The 15,580-nt window shown below is 56.8% G+C and carries 12 protein-coding genes; 7 read left to right on the top strand and 5 right to left on the bottom strand.

From position 1 onward, the window contains the following. Positions 1-58: 58 nt before the first annotated feature. Positions 59-532, bottom strand: a complete 474-nt coding sequence (locus tag OS190_RS09865; RefSeq protein WP_267158519.1) for a hypothetical protein — start codon at positions 530-532, stop codon at positions 59-61. A gap of 157 nt (positions 533-689) precedes the next feature. Between OS190_RS09865 and trkA the strand changes: the two genes are divergently transcribed. The 4 genes from trkA (at position 690) to hflX (ending at position 5,323) form a co-directional block, all read left to right on the top strand. Further along, positions 690-2,066, top strand: a complete 1,377-nt coding sequence (trkA, locus tag OS190_RS09860) for a Trk system potassium transporter TrkA (RefSeq protein ID WP_267158518.1) — start codon at positions 690-692, stop codon at positions 2,064-2,066. Positions 2,067-2,099: 33 nt separating this feature from the next. Continuing rightward, positions 2,100-3,620 (top strand): TrkH family potassium uptake protein, encoded by a 1,521-nt coding sequence (locus OS190_RS09855; RefSeq protein WP_267158814.1) that lies wholly within the window; start codon positions 2,100-2,102, stop codon positions 3,618-3,620. 168 nt (positions 3,621-3,788) lie between these two features. Beyond that, positions 3,789-4,028, top strand: coding sequence for an RNA chaperone Hfq (gene hfq, locus OS190_RS09850; protein ID WP_267158813.1), 240 nt, complete (start codon positions 3,789-3,791; stop codon positions 4,026-4,028). Then, complete coding sequence (gene hflX / locus OS190_RS09845) at positions 4,025-5,323, top strand: GTPase HflX (protein ID WP_267158517.1); 1,299 nt, start codon at positions 4,025-4,027, stop codon at positions 5,321-5,323. The genes hfq and hflX overlap by 4 nt, the downstream gene beginning before the upstream one ends. Positions 5,324-5,336: 13 nt before the next feature. Here hflX and OS190_RS09840 read toward each other — a convergent pair whose 3' ends face one another. Together OS190_RS09840 and OS190_RS09835 are read right to left on the bottom strand one after the other, a co-directional pair. Next, positions 5,337-5,900, bottom strand: coding sequence for a pseudouridine synthase (locus OS190_RS09840; RefSeq protein WP_267158516.1), 564 nt, complete (start codon positions 5,898-5,900; stop codon positions 5,337-5,339). Next, complete coding sequence (locus tag OS190_RS09835; protein WP_267158515.1) at positions 5,900-8,365, bottom strand: penicillin acylase family protein; 2,466 nt, start codon at positions 8,363-8,365, stop codon at positions 5,900-5,902. Before OS190_RS09835 ends, OS190_RS09840 begins: the two co-directional genes overlap by 1 nt. Before the next feature lie 108 nt (positions 8,366-8,473). Here OS190_RS09835 and OS190_RS09830 point away from each other — a divergent pair, with 108 nt between their 5' ends. Then, the gene (locus OS190_RS09830; RefSeq protein WP_267158514.1) at positions 8,474-9,346 is read left to right on the top strand and encodes an NAD(P)-dependent oxidoreductase; all 873 of its coding nucleotides are present in this window, start codon (positions 8,474-8,476) and stop codon (positions 9,344-9,346) included. Between the two features lie 171 nt (positions 9,347-9,517). On the opposite strand, the gene OS190_RS09825 is transcribed toward OS190_RS09830, so the two are convergent. Next, positions 9,518-10,084 carry a lipid-binding SYLF domain-containing protein gene (locus tag OS190_RS09825; protein WP_267158513.1) on the bottom strand — a complete coding sequence of 189 codons (567 nt, stop codon included), beginning with the start codon at positions 10,082-10,084 and terminating at the stop codon, positions 9,518-9,520. 313 nt (positions 10,085-10,397) lie between these two features. Next, entirely contained in the window at positions 10,398-11,396 is a 999-nt protein-coding gene (hemB, locus tag OS190_RS09820; protein WP_267158512.1) for a porphobilinogen synthase, read from the bottom strand. Between the two features lie 118 nt (positions 11,397-11,514). Between hemB and OS190_RS09815 the strand changes: the two genes are divergently transcribed. Further along, positions 11,515-12,042, top strand: coding sequence for a component of SufBCD complex (locus OS190_RS09815; RefSeq protein WP_267158812.1), 528 nt, complete (start codon positions 11,515-11,517; stop codon positions 12,040-12,042). Between the two features lie 31 nt (positions 12,043-12,073). Beyond that, the gene (gene mfd, locus OS190_RS09810; RefSeq protein WP_267158511.1) at positions 12,074-15,580 is read left to right on the top strand and encodes a transcription-repair coupling factor; all 3,507 of its coding nucleotides are present in this window, start codon (positions 12,074-12,076) and stop codon (positions 15,578-15,580) included.

The raw sequence follows: 15,580 nt of genomic DNA, 5'->3' as shown, positions 1-15,580 counted from the left end.
CTGTCAGATTGCCCGCCAATCGCGTCAGGTCTGGCCTCAAGCGCCCTCGGGCCGTTATTCAGCCACGGGTTACGATTTGGAAGGTGCCATCTGAATTGCGGATCACGCAAGACTTGCCTGTCAAATTCGGCAGGCGGGAGGTGGCAGCAGTTGGCGCTGCTTTGGCAACGCTGTCAGGGCAGGGCGGGATCGTCACTGGCGCATAGCCTTTGTCGGCCATGCATTGTTTTTCAACGCGGCCTCGCAGCGCGAGGTTCGGATCGTAACTTTCGACACCTCCGGGAATGTAATACCCCTGATAACCGGTACAATTTCCCGCCGCATCACAACTTCGGTTGCCTGGCACAAAGATCGCAGGACGGCGCCGGACCTGGAACGATGCGGGTACATCCTTGAGTGCTTTGACCTCGCAGGCGGTCGTGTCACGGTTGAGCATCGCAACAGATGCGCCGGGCTTGTAATAGGTTTCAAGCGGGGCGCAGCCCAGCACAAACACGGCCAGCAGGGTAGGGTAAAGCCTGAGATGTTTCATGTCGTCATTATTGTCGCTTATTGCGGCTTTGTGCAACGCAATTGACCCTTGCCTTGAATGCGCACATACCCTCTAACCAACGATACCCCCAAGCCCAAGGCCGTAAAACGGTCAATCCGCTTGGACCGCGTACCAAATTCAGCGTAAGGGACCGCGTATGAAAGTAATCATTTGTGGTGCAGGACAGGTCGGTTGGCAGATTGCCCGCCATCTGAGTGGCGAACGTAACGATGTCACGGTTGTGGACAGCAACGCCGATCTTGTGCGCCGCGCCACTGATACGCTTGATGTGCAGGGGATCGCCGGCTTTGCCAGCTATCCGGATGTTCTGGATCGGGCCGGTGCGCGCGACGCCGAAATGATCATCGCGGCGACCCATTCGGATGAGGTCAACATGGTGACCTGCCAGGTCGCTCATTCTGTGTTTGGCATTAATCGCAAGATCGCTCGCCTGCGCAGCCAATCCTATCTGGATGCCATCTATTCTGATCTGTACCGCCGCGATCACATGCCGATCGACGTGGTGATCAGCCCCGAAAAGGAAGTGGCCGCCGCCGCCTTGCAACGACTCTCGGCGCCGCAGTCTTTTGACACAGAGGTTTTTCTGGAAGGGATGGCGCATCTGATGGGGATCACCATCGAGGAACATTGCCCGATCGTGAACACCCCCTTGCGCCAGTTGACCGATCTGTTTTCAACGCTGCGGGCGGTCGTTGTCGGCGTGCGTCGGGATGGCACGTTGTTCACCCCGGAAGCCAAGGACCAATTGTTTGTCGGTGATGATTGCTACATCTTCAGTCATCGTGACGATATTGCCCGCACCCTGGAAATTTTTGGCAAGAAGACCTCCAAACAGGAACGTGTCGTCCTGGTTGGGGGCGGCAATGTAGGCTTGACCGTTGCGCAACATTTGGAAACGGACGCACGGCGTATTCGTACCAAGATGATTGAAAAGAACCGCTATCATGCGGAACGCGCCGCAGAAGGTCTGGAGCGTACCATCGTGTTGCACGGTGACGGGCTCGACGCGGCGCTCCTGGCCGAAGCGGGCATTGCGCGCGCTGATGCAATGCTTGCAATTACCGATGACGACAAAACCAATATGCTGGCCTGTGTCCGGGCCAAGGCGGAGGGGTGTCCTTATGTGATTGCGCTGATCAATGATCCGACGCTGGTGCCGCTGATGACGCCGCTGGGCATCGACGCCTACATCAACCCCCGTGCCACGACGGTCTCATCGATCCTGCGCCACATCCGTCATGGCCGCGTGCGTGCAGTTTATTCGATCGGTGATGCCGAAGCCGAAGTGATCGAGGCGGAAGTATTGTCAACCTCGCCAATCGCAGGCAAGACAGTGGCCGAGGTGGATTTCCCCGAAGGCGTGCTGGTGGGGATGATGCGTAAAGGGGACAAGGTGGTGCGCCCGCTGGGCAATACCCGTATTGAAGAAGGCGACGTCATCGCCGTCTTTGCATTGGCCGAGGATGTGCCGCGGGTTGAGCAGCTTTTGCAAGTCTCGATCGACTTTTTCTAAGAGCGAGGCAACGGGGTGAGCAAACAAAGCTATATGCGCCGCGAACTGTTGCATTTGCCATTTTTTTTGCAACTGTTCGGCATTGCCGCCGCTTCGATGCTGGTGCCTTCGGTATATGGCATTGTTGTCGGTGACCACGAAGGGTCGCGTTCGTTTTTCTATTCCGGGTTGTTGGGATTGATCCTGTTTATCATGCTGGCGGCAGTGATGAATGGCAGGCGCTATCAACCCAGCGCGCTTGGACCGCTTCTTTCCTTGTTCTCCGCCTTTGTATTCTTGCCGGTTTACTTTGCCGTTCCCTTTGTGGAGGCATTGCCCACAACGCGTTTTATCAATGTCTATTTTGAGATGGTCAGCGCCCTGACAACCACTGGCGCGACGATGTTTCAGGACCCTGAACGCCTGAGCAACACCCTGCACCTGTGGCGCGCGCAGGTTGGCTGGATGGGCGGATTGTTGATGTGGGTTGCTGCCTCGGCCATCTTGGCACCGCTGCACCTGGGCGGATTTGAAGTAACTGCACAGGCTGAACCAGGGCAGCGTGAAATGAGCGAAACAAACCGCATGACTCCCATGGCCGCCCGACTGAGAGTGTTACGCGTGACACGCGCACTTTTTCCAATTTACGCAGGCCTGACCCTGTTACTGTGGCTGTTGTTGATGGGCGGCGGCGACAATCCCTTGGTTGCACTCTGTCATGCCATGTCTGTCATGGCGACTTCGGGCATTTCCCCTGTGGGAGGCGTGGAAAACGCCAACATTGGAGTGACGGGCGAAGCGGTGATGATGTTGTTCATGCTCTTTGCCCTGTCGCGCCTGACCTTTTCCAAAGATACCATCACTGCGACTCAGGGTGGATTGCCTACCGATCCCGAATTCCGCATCGGGATATTCGTCGTTCTGGCTGTGCCGCTTTTTCTCTTTGTGCGCCATTTTCTGGGGGCCATCGACGTTGCCGCGATGGAAAACCTGTCTGATGCGGCTTATGCGTTGTGGGGTTCTGCCTTTACCGTGCTGTCGTTTCTGACAACCACTGGCTTTGTGTCGGAGCACTGGATTGATGCACAGGACTGGTCGGGGCTGAATACACCGGGGCTTGTGCTGATGGGACTGGCCTTGACCGGTGGCGGTGTTGCGACCACGGCGGGTGGTGTCAAACTGTTGCGCGTGTTTGCGCTATACGTCAACGGAACCCGCGAGATGGAGCGACTGGTTCACCCCAACTCTGTCAGCGGGGCAGGCGCGGCGCGGCGGCGGTTGCAAAGCAACGGTGCCTTCATTGCGTGGATATTCTTCATGCTGTTTGCCCTGTCACTCGCTGCGATCATGCTGCTTTTGACATTGACAGGGAGCAGTTTTGAACAGGCCCTCGTTCTATCCGTCGCCAGCCTGTCGACAACCGGCCCGCTGACGCAATATGCAGCAGATGCGCCAATCAAACTGATTGAGCTCACCCCCGTGGCCAAGGCCATCCTGAGTTGTGCAATGGTGCTTGGGCGTCTCGAAACACTGGCGATCATCGCGCTTTTGACGCCAGACTTATGGCGGGCGTAATACGGTAGATGTGATCAGGCATGTTGCAAGCCTGACACTGAATGGCGTCGAAAGTAGCTTTATTGTAGACATTGGGGCTGGAAACTCCCGTCGCCCATCGTCATAGTCATGCAAATGGGGGAGCCCGGTCCGCGGGTGCCAGAAAGAAAAAAAGAAGCGAGAACATCAATGGCGTCTGACAGACAGAACCTTCAGGATGCGTTCCTGAACCATGTGCGTAAAACAAAGGTACCGGTAACGATCTTCCTGATCAATGGCGTCAAACTGCAGGGTGTGATCACCTGGTTTGATAATTTTTGCGTATTGCTGCGTCGTGATGGCCAATCCCAGCTTGTTTATAAACATGCCATTTCCACCATCATGCCAAGCCAACCCATAAGTTTATATGAGGGCGAAAACGCTTCTTGAGCAAAGCGGCCTTTCAGATTGACGACAGTGACGGTCCCCGTATTACGCGCGCTTGGGTGCTGCATCCTGACATCCGCAGCAATCCCGACAGACGCGACCCTGTACCTGCCCTGGCGGAGGCGGTCTCTCTCGCTCGGGCTTTACCCGCGATTGAGGTTGTCGGTGCCGACATAGTGCCCTTGCGCAAGGTCGATGCAGGCAAATTGTTTGGCAAGGGCAAGATCAATGAAGTCCATGATCTGCTTGAAGAAAACGAGGTTGAACTGGTTCTGGTCGATGGCCATGTCAGCCCGGTGCAGCAACGCAACCTTGAAAAAGCATGGGGCGTGAAGCTGCTGGACAGAACCGGCTTGATCCTCGAAATTTTCAGCGATCGTGCTGCGACCCGAGAGGGTGTCTTGCAGGTTGAAATGGCTGCGCTCAACTACCAGCGCACGCGTCTGGTTCGGGCCTGGACGCACCTGGAACGCCAGCGCGGGGGGCTTGGTTTTGTCGGCGGTCCCGGCGAAACGCAAATCGAATCTGACCGCCGGGCGATTGATGAACAATTGGTGCGGTTGCGCCGTCAGTTGGACAAGGTTGTAAAAACCCGAAGCCTGCACCGTGCAGCCCGTGCCAAGGTACCCTATCCAATCGTCGCTCTGGTCGGTTATACCAACGCGGGAAAATCTACTCTGTTCAACAGATTGACCGGTGCGGATGTGATGGCCAAGGACATGCTTTTTGCGACGTTGGACCCCACAATGCGCAGCCTTGTCTTGCCCGACGGGCCTGAGATCATCCTGTCTGACACCGTTGGTTTCATCTCGGACCTTCCGACAGAGCTGGTTGCTGCCTTTCGTGCCACCTTGGAAGAGGTTCTGGCCGCTGACATTATCCTGCATGTCCGTGACATAAGCCATGCCGAAACCGAAGAACAAGCCCACGATGTGCGCGAGATCATGACAACGCTGGGTGTGTCCAAGGACACGCCATCCTATGAAATATGGAACAAGATAGACCTGCTGCCGGCAGAGGCGGCGGATGCCATGCGCGCGCGTGCAGAGCGCAACGACGATGTCATGGCGATTTCTGCGATCACTGGCGAAGGCCTGGATCGGTTACAAGCGCTGGTTGCCGAGGCGTTGCAAGGCGCAGTGCGTGAGGCGGAAGTGATACTGACTTTTGCCGAAGGCAAGAAACGGGCCTGGCTGTTTGCACAGGATGTTGTGCTGAAGGAAGCACAAACCGATGACGGGTTTGACCTGACAGTGCGCTGGTCCGCCAAGCAGGAAGCGCAATTTCAACAGCTCTAACAAGGATGGCAGTCTAAGCCCCGGTTTCAGAGGCCCAACGCCAGGCACCCGGTCGCAGATCGTTCAACGACCAACCGGCGATGCTGTACCGGATCAGTCGCAGGGTCGGCAATCCGACATGAGCTGTCATACGGCGAACTTGGCGATTGCGCCCTTCACGGATAGTGATCCTAAGCCAGGCGTCAGGGACAGTCTTGCGAAAACGCACAGGCGGGTCGCGTTCCCATAGGCCGTCCGGCACATCAATACGGGTGATTTCTGCCGGTGCGGTCTTACCATCCTTGAGCACGACTCCTTTGCGCAATGGGTCCAACGCAGCTTCGTCTACTGTGCCTTCCACCTGAACGAGATAGGTCTTTGGTCGTTTGTACTTCGGATGCGCGATCCGCGCCTGTAAAGCACCGTTGTCTGTCAGCAACAACAATCCTTCGCTGTCCTTGTCCAACCGTCCGGCCGGATAAAAGCCGGGCACGTCGATGAAGGTGGACAGAGTCGGGCGGGGGGAACCTTCGGTGCCCTTGTCTGTAAACTGCGACAACACCCCATAGGGTTTGTTAAAGAGGATAACGCGCTCCATCAGTCTGCCGGTCGCAAAGTGGTCACTCCCACGGATGCCGCCCTTGCAAGGTCTGCATCAAGCGACATCGGAATATATTCGCCGCGGCGCCATAGCTGAGCCAAATCATCATAATGGCGCGACAGGAAATGTCCCGATTGGCCTGTCGAGGTCACAAAAACCGACGAATCCGGATCCGCAAAATCGTAGACACCGCGATAGCCGGCACCATGTACATTATAAAACGGGTTTTTTCCGCTGCCTTTGGTGCGGCCCCGCAACAGCGTGTTATCGCCGCCGGAAGTTGACTGATGAATATTCACAAAATACCTTAAAATCGGCACATCGCCCAGTACCTGATGATCATGCGTCGCCTGATGGGCATCCCCCCAACGCAGGCTTTCAAGTTGGGGACCCCAGGTTTCATTGATCCACAACAGGGCATCATCCAATGCCAGACGCGCCATTTCTGCACAATCTTCAACACGTGCCGACTGCCGCACATCGCACCAGACAGACGCTCCGTTTACATCACGAAACACCCGTTCGATGAACAGTGGCTCTACATGGTCGAACTCTTCTGCGAGTGGACCAAGCTCGTCCTGGATCAGACGTTCCTGCAAACTGCGCAGCCATGCCGCATAGATCAGCGGCTCTGGCATATGTTCGTTCATTTCACCAGACCAGCCCGCCAAAAGGATCAGGGCCCGCTGCCTCTGACGTTCCGCGGTGCCCTCGGGGGCGGCTTCTCCTGTGAACCAGAGTTCGGCCCCGATCAACGGCAACAGTGAACGCGCGGTGAAGCTGACGGTATCAAGCTGTGCTTCGATAAAGCTGTCGCGGGTATGGACCTGACGATTTTGCATCAGACGTTGCCAGCGCTGGACGCGCTGAGTGTCGCCCCAGACAAAAGAGACATGATTGGGAAATGGCCGGTCCACAATCTTGTTGTTGGTATTGCCAAGAATGCCCCCTGCAGGGGCAACAAATTCAGGATTGGCGGAATAGGGCAACATTCCCTGCCAGCGGTTGGCTGCGATCCATCCAGGGGAGGGCATGCGCCCCTGGCTTTGGTGACCCGCATCGCGGCGCGGCATCGCCCCGATCATCTTCATTGCGATGTTTTCATGATCTACCAGCGTCAGGTTTTGCGCGGGGGCGATGTAGGTTTCAGTTGCCTTGATACCTTCTTCGACGGATTTGGCCTCCATCAGCGCCATGGCCGCTGACAATGAGGTGTCGTGCGGCGACAGGATCGTCCAGTTCAGAGAGACAACATGACCGGGCGGTGTGATGCTGGCGAGATTGTAATGTGAGCCGGGCAAGACGGGACCATTTTCAGTCCAACGCAGGGTCAATGTCACAGGATCAGCATCCTTGACAGTGATGATTGACGGCCGAGAGATGAAATTTTTGAAACCGTCGAGACTGCGATATTGTTCACCATTATCGGGGTTGATCTCTTCGATATGGACATCTTGATCGTCCAGATAAGCAGAGGTCAGCCCCCATCCCAGCGCGTCACTTCGCCCTGTCAGGATCACCGGCATGCCCGGAATTGTACCACCGATCACATCGCCCGATTTCAGTTGCAATCGTGCGAGGTACCAGATCGCGGGAGCGGTAAACCCAAGATGAGGATCATTGGCCAATAGCGTGCCACCAGAGGCAGAACGGGATGGTGCCGCAGCCCAGGCATTCGACGCTCCTGCAAACGCCAAATCCTTGAACGGTGACAGCGGATGCGGGTTCAGGGGAATATTGGCCGCGTGACGGCGTACCTCGGGGAAAAGCGACGAATATTCTGGAAGGGCCGCGACACCCGCGCCGGGAAAATCAGGTAAAATATCACTTAGGCGGTCCTGATCGTCCAAAGCAAGGGACGTACGGGCACGGATGACCTCGGCCTGTAAATGGCCGGACAATTGCACCCCCATCAACTTGGTAATGGCGACGGAATCCGCAGGCCGCCAGGGGGCCATCGGCGCATTGAACACCAGCATTTCCGGGGCACCCCGGCCCAGGGCCTCGGTGTTGATCTGATCCAGTCTTGCATTCACCCCTGCAGAATAGGCTTCGAGTGCAGCGCGGGTTTTTGCGTCCAGATTCTCTGCCGATTGCACCGACAATGCATAAAGGTCGAGCCGGCGCATCAAACGGTCGATTTCAAGTGTTGACGCGCCGAATATTTCGCTCAGGCGTCCTTGGGCAGTGCGGCGCAGGGTTGTCATTTGCCACATGCGGTCCTGAGCATGGGCATATCCGAGGCCAAAAAACACCTCCGCATCAGATTGGCCAAAAATATGCGGCACATTGGCATTGTCGCGCACGATCTCGACCGGGGCCGATAGCCCGCGCACAGTGACATCATCGGTGTAGTCGGGCAGGGATCGCGACGCGAGCCAGTAGACCAGACCGATCGTTAACACACTCAAAACAACAAGAGTTGCAGCAATACGGATGAGCCAGCGAAAAATCAGGGCCATTGGACGCTCCGGTAGCGGCGCGCGCGGATTGACGGGCGGGCGCAGGGTGGTAGGTAAGACCTCGCATAACGCAACTTAATGATATGTAAAAGCAGATGGGAACGGACGATGGCAAAGCTCGCGTTTTTGGGACTTGGGGTTATGGGCGGGCCGATGGCCGGGCACCTGCAAAAGGCGGGCCATGATGTGACGGTTTACAACCGCACCGCGGCCAAGGCGCAGGCCTGGGTTGCCAAATATGGTGGGAACGAGGCGGCTACGCCGCGAGAGGCGGCGCAAGGGGCGGAATTCGTGATGGCCTGCGTCGGCAATGACGACGACCTGCGATCGGTATGCCAGGGACAGGATGGCGCATTTGCCGGAATGACGGCGGGATCGGTCTTTGTCGATCATACAACTGTATCAGCGGCTGTCACCTCAGAGCTTTACGCAGCGGCCAATGACGCACAGATCAGTTTTGTCGATGCACCTGTTTCCGGTGGTCAGGCAGGTGCCGAAAACGGACAGCTTTCCATCATGTGTGGCGGAGATGAAGGGGCCTTTGTACGCGCCTTGCCCGTCATGGAGGTCTATTCGAAGATTTGCCGCCGTATTGGTGACAGCGGTGCCGGGCAAATGACCAAGATGTGCAACCAGATTGCGATTGCCGGTCTGGTGCAGGGACTTTCCGAAGCCCTGCATTTTGCACAAAAGGCCGGTCTGGACGGCAAGGCGGTGGTCGAGGTGATTTCGCAAGGGGCTGCGGGATCATGGCAAATGGCCAACCGCTATGAGACCATGCTGGAGGATCATTTCGATCACGGCTTTGCCGTGGACTGGATGCGCAAGGATCTGGGCATTTGTCTGGACACCGGCGATGCGATTGGCGCAAGCCTGCCGGTCACCGCGCTGGTGGATCAGTTTTACAAGGATGTGCAGAAGATGGGTGGCGGGCGCTGGGATACGTCGAGCCTGATCCAGCGGTTGCGCAAGATGGGATAAGGCGTTGGGGTTGAACGCTGCGGGAGGCCGTCTGGACGCGAGTGCGGACGGTATATAAGGCCAAAAAGAGAGAGGCGGGATGTGAGGTGGTGCATCCCGTCCGGCGGTCGGTGGTTGGGGTGAAGTTTGAAGCGCTGCGCCGCGACCCCCGGACCACGACGCAGGCGATTTTCAGGGAATGATGCGGGTGTATTTGGTGCCTTCCAGAGTGGCACCGACGCGCAGACCGGCGCGGCCAAAGACCGCTGCGAGCACCGGGGCAAGAGCGGTTGTTGTCGCCGCTTCGACACTGTCGCCCCGGTCCGAGATCACATATTCCAGATCCGCACCTGCCGCCCAACCGGGGGAACGGCGGAACCCAGACAGGGCGTCTTCTGTCATGAAGAACAGCACATGGGCATATTGTTGGGCGCCGATCTGCAAGCCGCCCGAGGCCTTGGCCACAGAATAGTAGTCAACTGTCGTGTCGTTGATCAGCAGGGCACCACGCCCGTAGGCACCGCCGAGGCCAAGCCCTGCTTCGGTCACAAGAGGCATCACCAGCATGCCATTGGCCTTTTGCGCCAGTTGCACGGTGTTCGGGTAACTGCGATACATCTCATTGAGGGTGGCGCGGACGCGGGCATCAATGGTTTGTGACCCTTGTCCGCCGATGCCGTTGCCACATGCTGCGGTGACTGAGACCGCGGCCAAGGCGCCCATGGTAAAGGCGCGCCGCGAAAAAATCGGATTGCTCATCTTGTCTGCCTGTAATTGTTGCCTGATGCCGGTTTGGTCCGACTTACCGGAAATTATAGGCGGTTTCTTGCGACTTGTCATGGGGTTTGGTTACTTGGGCGGATTGGTGCTGTTTTGCACGAATTTTATACCCGAGCTGGCGCAGATTGCCGTTACCCTGGTGAGCAAGACGACGGGCGTCACGATGGTTTTGCGCTGTACCGCAGGCCACTGGCGCAGGGGCGGAACCGATTTGATCAGCCTTTTGCCTGCAAAAGCGGATGGGTGACCAAAAACCAATAGAACCAAACAGAGCGCCGGGAAACAGCAAAGGTTACCCGTTCAACAATTTCGCCGCAGCCGGTGCGAAATAGGTGAGCACCCCGTCACAGCCTGCGCGTTTGAAGGCCATCAGGCTTTCCATCATCACGCGCTCTTCGTCGATCCAGCCGTTTTGCGCCGCTGCCTTGATCATCGCGAATTCGCCGGAGACCTGATAGGCGAAGGTGGGGGCGCCAAAGGTTTCTTTCACGCGGCCGCAGATGTCGAGATAGGGCAGGCCGGGTTTGACCATGACCATATCTGCGCCTTCGGCCAGATCACGCGCGACGAGGCGCAAGGCTTCGTCAGAATTGGCCGGGTCCATCTGGTAGGTTTTCTTGTCCCCCGTCAACGCGCCCGACGCCCCCACTGCATCGCGGAACGGGCCATAAAAGGCCGAGGCATATTTGGCGGCGTAGCTCAGGATCATCACATCGCAATGGCCGCCTGCCTCTAATGCTGATCGGATCGCGGCGATGCGGCCATCCATCATGTCGGAGGGGCCGATGATGTCCACGCCCGCTTCGGCCTGGGCCAGGGACATCTTGACCAACGCCTCGACCGTGCGATCATTGACGATGATGCCATCCTCGACAAAGCCGTCATGCCCGTTGATGTTGTAGGTATCAAGCGCCACGTCGCTCATCACAGCCATATTGGGAAACTTTGACTTGATCGCCGCAATGGCGCGGTTGGCATGGTTATGCGGATCCCATGCGCCCGCGCAATCCTCGGTGCGCTCTTCCAGCCCGGTGTAGGGAAAAATGCACATGGCACCAATGCCAAGCGCATCCGCTTCGGCTGCGGCTTCAACCACCTTGTCTACCGAACGGCGCATGACGCCGGGCATTGATGGCACAGGCTCTTCGATCCCGTCGCCGGAACGCACGAAGACAGGCCAGATAAGATCTCCGACGGCAAGTTCGTTTTCGCGCACCAATGCGCGCACCGCGGCAGTGGCGCGGATCCTGCGCGGACGGGCGGCTGGAAAGGCGGCTTGGATCGGGTTCATGCAAAAATACCTCAGTTTGCTTATCGCAAGTCTTCCCATGAAAAATCTGGGTGCTCAAGGGTAGGAATTGCTTGCAACCTTGGTTATGGCTGGCACAATTCTGCATCCGAGGCATGACGTGGACTGGTATCAGACCCTTTTTGAAGTAATCGACATGCGCTCTTTCTCGAACCTTTGGTTCTGGATCGTGCTTGCCGTTATCTGGTCCACAGCCAGCCATTGGGTGCTGGGTGTGCCCTATGACATGGTCCTTCGAGCCAAACGCCATGGAGATCAAGCGCAGATCGACCTCGAAGACATGGTGCGTATCAATGTCAACCGCCTGCTCTATATCGGGCAGGTGTCGGGGCTGTGGCTTGCGGGTTTTTCCTGTTTCTTTCTGACGATGTTGGTGCTGATGGGATTTGTCTATGGCATGGAATTTGCCCAGGCCGTGTTCCTGCTGGCATTGCCGCTCTCGATGGTTGGTATGCTCAGCCTGTCCACGGCACGCCTGATCCAGGAAGAACAATCAACAGGTGAAGTATTGTACAAACGTTTGAGCCGGCACCGGATTTACACGCAGATGATCGGCATGGTGGCGATTTTTATAACTGCGCTCTGGGGGATGTACCAGAATATGACACTCGGGCCTTTGGGCGGTTGACAGGCAGTTCCTTTGCCTCAATTGAGCATCTATGACCAATCCGAACAATAAACCCAGCAAGATCACCCTTTCGGGCGTGCCCGAAGGTTTTGATGCGCATGCCCTTGTTCAGGAAGTCGCCCGCAGTGGTATTGTGATGCATGTTGCCCGCGACGACAAACGTATGGCAGCGATGCAATCGGCGCTGGCATTCTTTGCCCCTGATCTGCCTGTACTCATCTTTCCGGGGTGGGATTGCCTGCCTTATGACCGTGTATCGCCGAATGCGGATATTTCGGCACAGCGGATGGCTACACTGGCGGCGCTGGTGCATGGCATGCCATCGCGGTTCATTCTGTTGACGACGCTGAATGGTGCAACACAGCGTGTGCCATCGAGATCAGTTCTGAAGGACGCAGCCTTTAGCGCGCGGGTAGGCAACCGGATTGACGAGGCCGCGCTGCGCGACTTTCTGGTGCGTATGGGATTTGTCCAAAGCCCGACTGTCATGGAACCTGGTGATTACGCAGTGCGTGGTGGCATCATCGACATTTACCCACCGGGCGATATGGGGCCGGTTCGACTGGATTTGTTCGGGGATGTTCTGGACGGGGCGCGCCGGTTTGATCCAGTGACCCAGCGCACCACCGAAAAGCTGGAACTGGTGGAACTTGCTCCGGTATCCGAAGTCATTCTCGACGAGGCGGCGATCACGCGATTCCGCCAGAATTACCGGATCGAATTTGGCGCGGCCGGCACCGACGATCCACTTTATGAAGCAATTTCGGCAGGGCGCAAACATCAGGGGGCTGAACACTGGCTCGCGTTTTTCCATGAGCATATGGAAACGCTGTTTGACTATTTGCCCAATGCCGCGATCACGCTGGATGATCAAGTGACAGCCAGCAGATTGGCCAGATGGGACAGTATTGCCGACCAATATGAAACCCGCCGCATCGCCATGGCAAACCGGTCCAAAATGGACAGTGTTTACAAACCTGCCCCCCCCGAAGCCCTGTATCTGACGGATGAGGCATGGCTTTTGGCGACGGCAGATCATCGTGTCATCCAGATGTCGCCGCTGCCGCAGCCGACCGGCCCTGGAGTCCTTGATGCAGGGGCGCGCATCGGTCGCAATTTTGCACCAGAAAGACAACAGGAATCCATCAGCCTTTTCGAATCTTTAGCAGATCATATTAAAGTAAAACTTGAAGATGGACCCGTTGTAATCGCGAGCTATTCAGAAGGTGCGCGCGAACGCCTGTCCGGATTGATCGAGGACGAGGGACTGGGCGAAACGATCCCCATCAACTCGGCCAAGAGATTGGGCAAACGCGGTCTGCATCTGACCGTCTGGGCCCTGGAACACGGGTTCGATGCCCCTTGGGAAGACCATGCCGGCAAGGTCGGCCGTCTGACGGTGATTTCAGAACAGGATGTATTGGGCGACCGTCTTATTCGCGGCCCCAAACGCAAGAAACGCGCCGAAAACTTTTTGACCGAAACCCAAAGTCTGACGCCCGGTGATCTGGTTGTGCATGTAGATCACGGGATCGGGCGTTATCTGGGGATGGAGGTGGTCACGGCGGCAGGTGCGGCACATGAATGCTTGCTGTTGGAATATGCCGAAAATTCCAAACTTTACCTGCCAGTTGAAAACATCGAACTGTTGTCAAAATATGGCCATGATGAAGGGTTGCTGGACAAACTGGGTGGGGGTGCCTGGCAGTCAAAGAAGGCCAAACTCAAGGAACGCATCCGCGAGATGGCGGACAAGCTGATCCGTATCGCCGCCGAACGTGCCTTGCGCCGTGCGCCAGTACTGGAACCGCCGCCGGGCATGTGGGATGCATTTTCAGCGCGTTTTCCATATCAGGAAACCGACGACCAATTGCGCGCCATCACCGATGTGATCGATGATCTGACCAGCGGTAATCCGATGGACCGGCTTGTTTGCGGCGATGTGGGATTTGGCAAAACCGAAGTGGCGATGCGGGCGGCTTTTGTTGCGGCAATGTCAGGTGTGCAGGTTGCGGTGATTGCGCCAACGACCCTTCTGGCCCGGCAACATTTCAAAAGCTTTGCCGAACGGTTCCGGGGCTTTCCGATCGAGGTACGCCAGCTCAGCCGGTTTGTGCCTGCCAAAGAAGCCGCCGCGACCAAAGAGGGCATGGCAAAGGGCACAGTTGATATTGTGATAGGCACCCACGCGCTTCTGGCGAAAAACATCAAATTCCTGAACCTTGGGTTGCTGGTGATCGACGAGGAGCAGCATTTTGGCGTTCAGCACAAGGAACGCCTGAAAGCATTGCGCACGGATATTCATGTGCTGACCCTGACCGCCACGCCGATTCCGCGCACGCTGCAATTGTCCCTAACCGGTGTGCGCGATCTCAGCATCATCGGAACACCGCCGGTAGACCGTCTTGCGATCCGCACCTATGTCAGCGAATTTGATACTGTCACTCTGCGCGAGGCTCTGTTGCGCGAACATTATCGGGGTGGTCAATCCTTTTATGTGGTGCCGCGCATCAAGGATCTTCCTGAAATTGAAGCCTTTCTAAAAGATCAATTGCCCGAACTGAGCTATGTTGTGGCCCATGGGCAAATGGCGGCAGGCGAACTTGATGACCGCATGAACGCCTTTTACGATGGCAAATTCGATATTCTGCTGGCGACAACCATTGTGGAATCCGGCCTTGATATTCCCACGGCTAATACGATGGTAATCCACCGCGCCGATATGTTCGGGCTTGCCCAGCTTTATCAGATCAGAGGGCGCGTGGGCCGTTCCAAAACACGTGCCTATGCATATCTGACCACCAAACCACGTGCCAAGCTGACGCCGCTGGCGGAAAAACGTCTTCGCGTCCTGGGAAGCCTGGACACCTTGGGCGCTGGATTTACTTTGGCCAGCCAGGACCTAGATATTCGCGGTGCTGGCAATCTGCTGGGAGAGGAACAGTCTGGCCAGATGCGCGATGTCGGATTTGAACTTTACCAATCCATGCTGGAAGAAGCGATTGCCAAGATCAAATCCGGCCAGATGGAAGGTCTGTCCGAAGCGGATGAGCAATGGGCACCACAGATCAATCTCGGCGTGCCGGTATTGATCCCTGAAACCTATGTGCCGGACCTTGATGTACGCCTCGGCCTTTACCGTCGCCTGTCGGGCCTTTCGACAAAGGTAGAACTGGAAGGTTTTGCCGCGGAAATGATCGACCGTTTCGGGCCGCTTCCCAAAGAGGTGAATACCCTGATGTTGGTTGTGCGGATCAAAGCCATGTGCAAGCGCGCAGGCATTGCCAAGCTCGACGGAGGTCCCAAGGGGGCGACCATCCAGTTTCATAACGATAAATTCGCCTCGCCCGAAGGGCTGGTGGCCTTCATTCAAGATCAGCGTGGGCTGGCCAAGGTCAAGGACAACAAGATCGTGGTTCGGCGCGATTGGAAATCCGACGCGGACAAGATCAAGGGCAGCTTTGCCATTGCCCGTGATCTTGCCGAACATGTGATTGCCAAGGAAAAGCAGGTCAAGAAAAAGCGCGCAGGCTCCTGA

This window comes from Sulfitobacter sp. F26204 (assembly GCF_026410305.1).
Taxonomy (GTDB): Bacteria; Pseudomonadota; Alphaproteobacteria; order Rhodobacterales; family Rhodobacteraceae; genus Sulfitobacter.
The sequence above is the reverse complement of the archived record's forward strand: the minus strand, read 5'-3'. Positions and strand labels throughout refer to the sequence as shown.

Excerpts from the sequence above, each read along its gene's own strand:
- OS190_RS09825 (WP_267158513.1), bottom strand. The coding sequence starts at position 10,084 with ATGAGCAATCCGATTTTTTCGCGGCGCGCCTTTACCATGGGCGCCTTG.
- hemB (WP_267158512.1), bottom strand. The coding sequence starts at position 11,396 with ATGAACCCGATCCAAGCCGCCTTTCCAGCCGCCCGTCCGCGCAGGATC.
- OS190_RS09840 (WP_267158516.1), bottom strand. The coding sequence starts at position 5,900 with ATGGAGCGCGTTATCCTCTTTAACAAACCCTATGGGGTGTTGTCGCAG.
- OS190_RS09865 (WP_267158519.1), bottom strand. The coding sequence starts at position 532 with ATGAAACATCTCAGGCTTTACCCTACCCTGCTGGCCGTGTTTGTGCTG.
- hfq (WP_267158813.1), top strand. The coding sequence starts at position 3,789 with ATGGCGTCTGACAGACAGAACCTTCAGGATGCGTTCCTGAACCATGTG.
- OS190_RS09830 (WP_267158514.1), top strand. The coding sequence starts at position 8,474 with ATGGCAAAGCTCGCGTTTTTGGGACTTGGGGTTATGGGCGGGCCGATG.
- trkA (WP_267158518.1), top strand. The coding sequence starts at position 690 with ATGAAAGTAATCATTTGTGGTGCAGGACAGGTCGGTTGGCAGATTGCC.
- mfd (WP_267158511.1), top strand. The coding sequence starts at position 12,074 with ATGACCAATCCGAACAATAAACCCAGCAAGATCACCCTTTCGGGCGTG.
- OS190_RS09835 (WP_267158515.1), bottom strand. The coding sequence starts at position 8,365 with ATGGCCCTGATTTTTCGCTGGCTCATCCGTATTGCTGCAACTCTTGTT.
- OS190_RS09855 (WP_267158814.1), top strand. The coding sequence starts at position 2,100 with ATGCGCCGCGAACTGTTGCATTTGCCATTTTTTTTGCAACTGTTCGGC.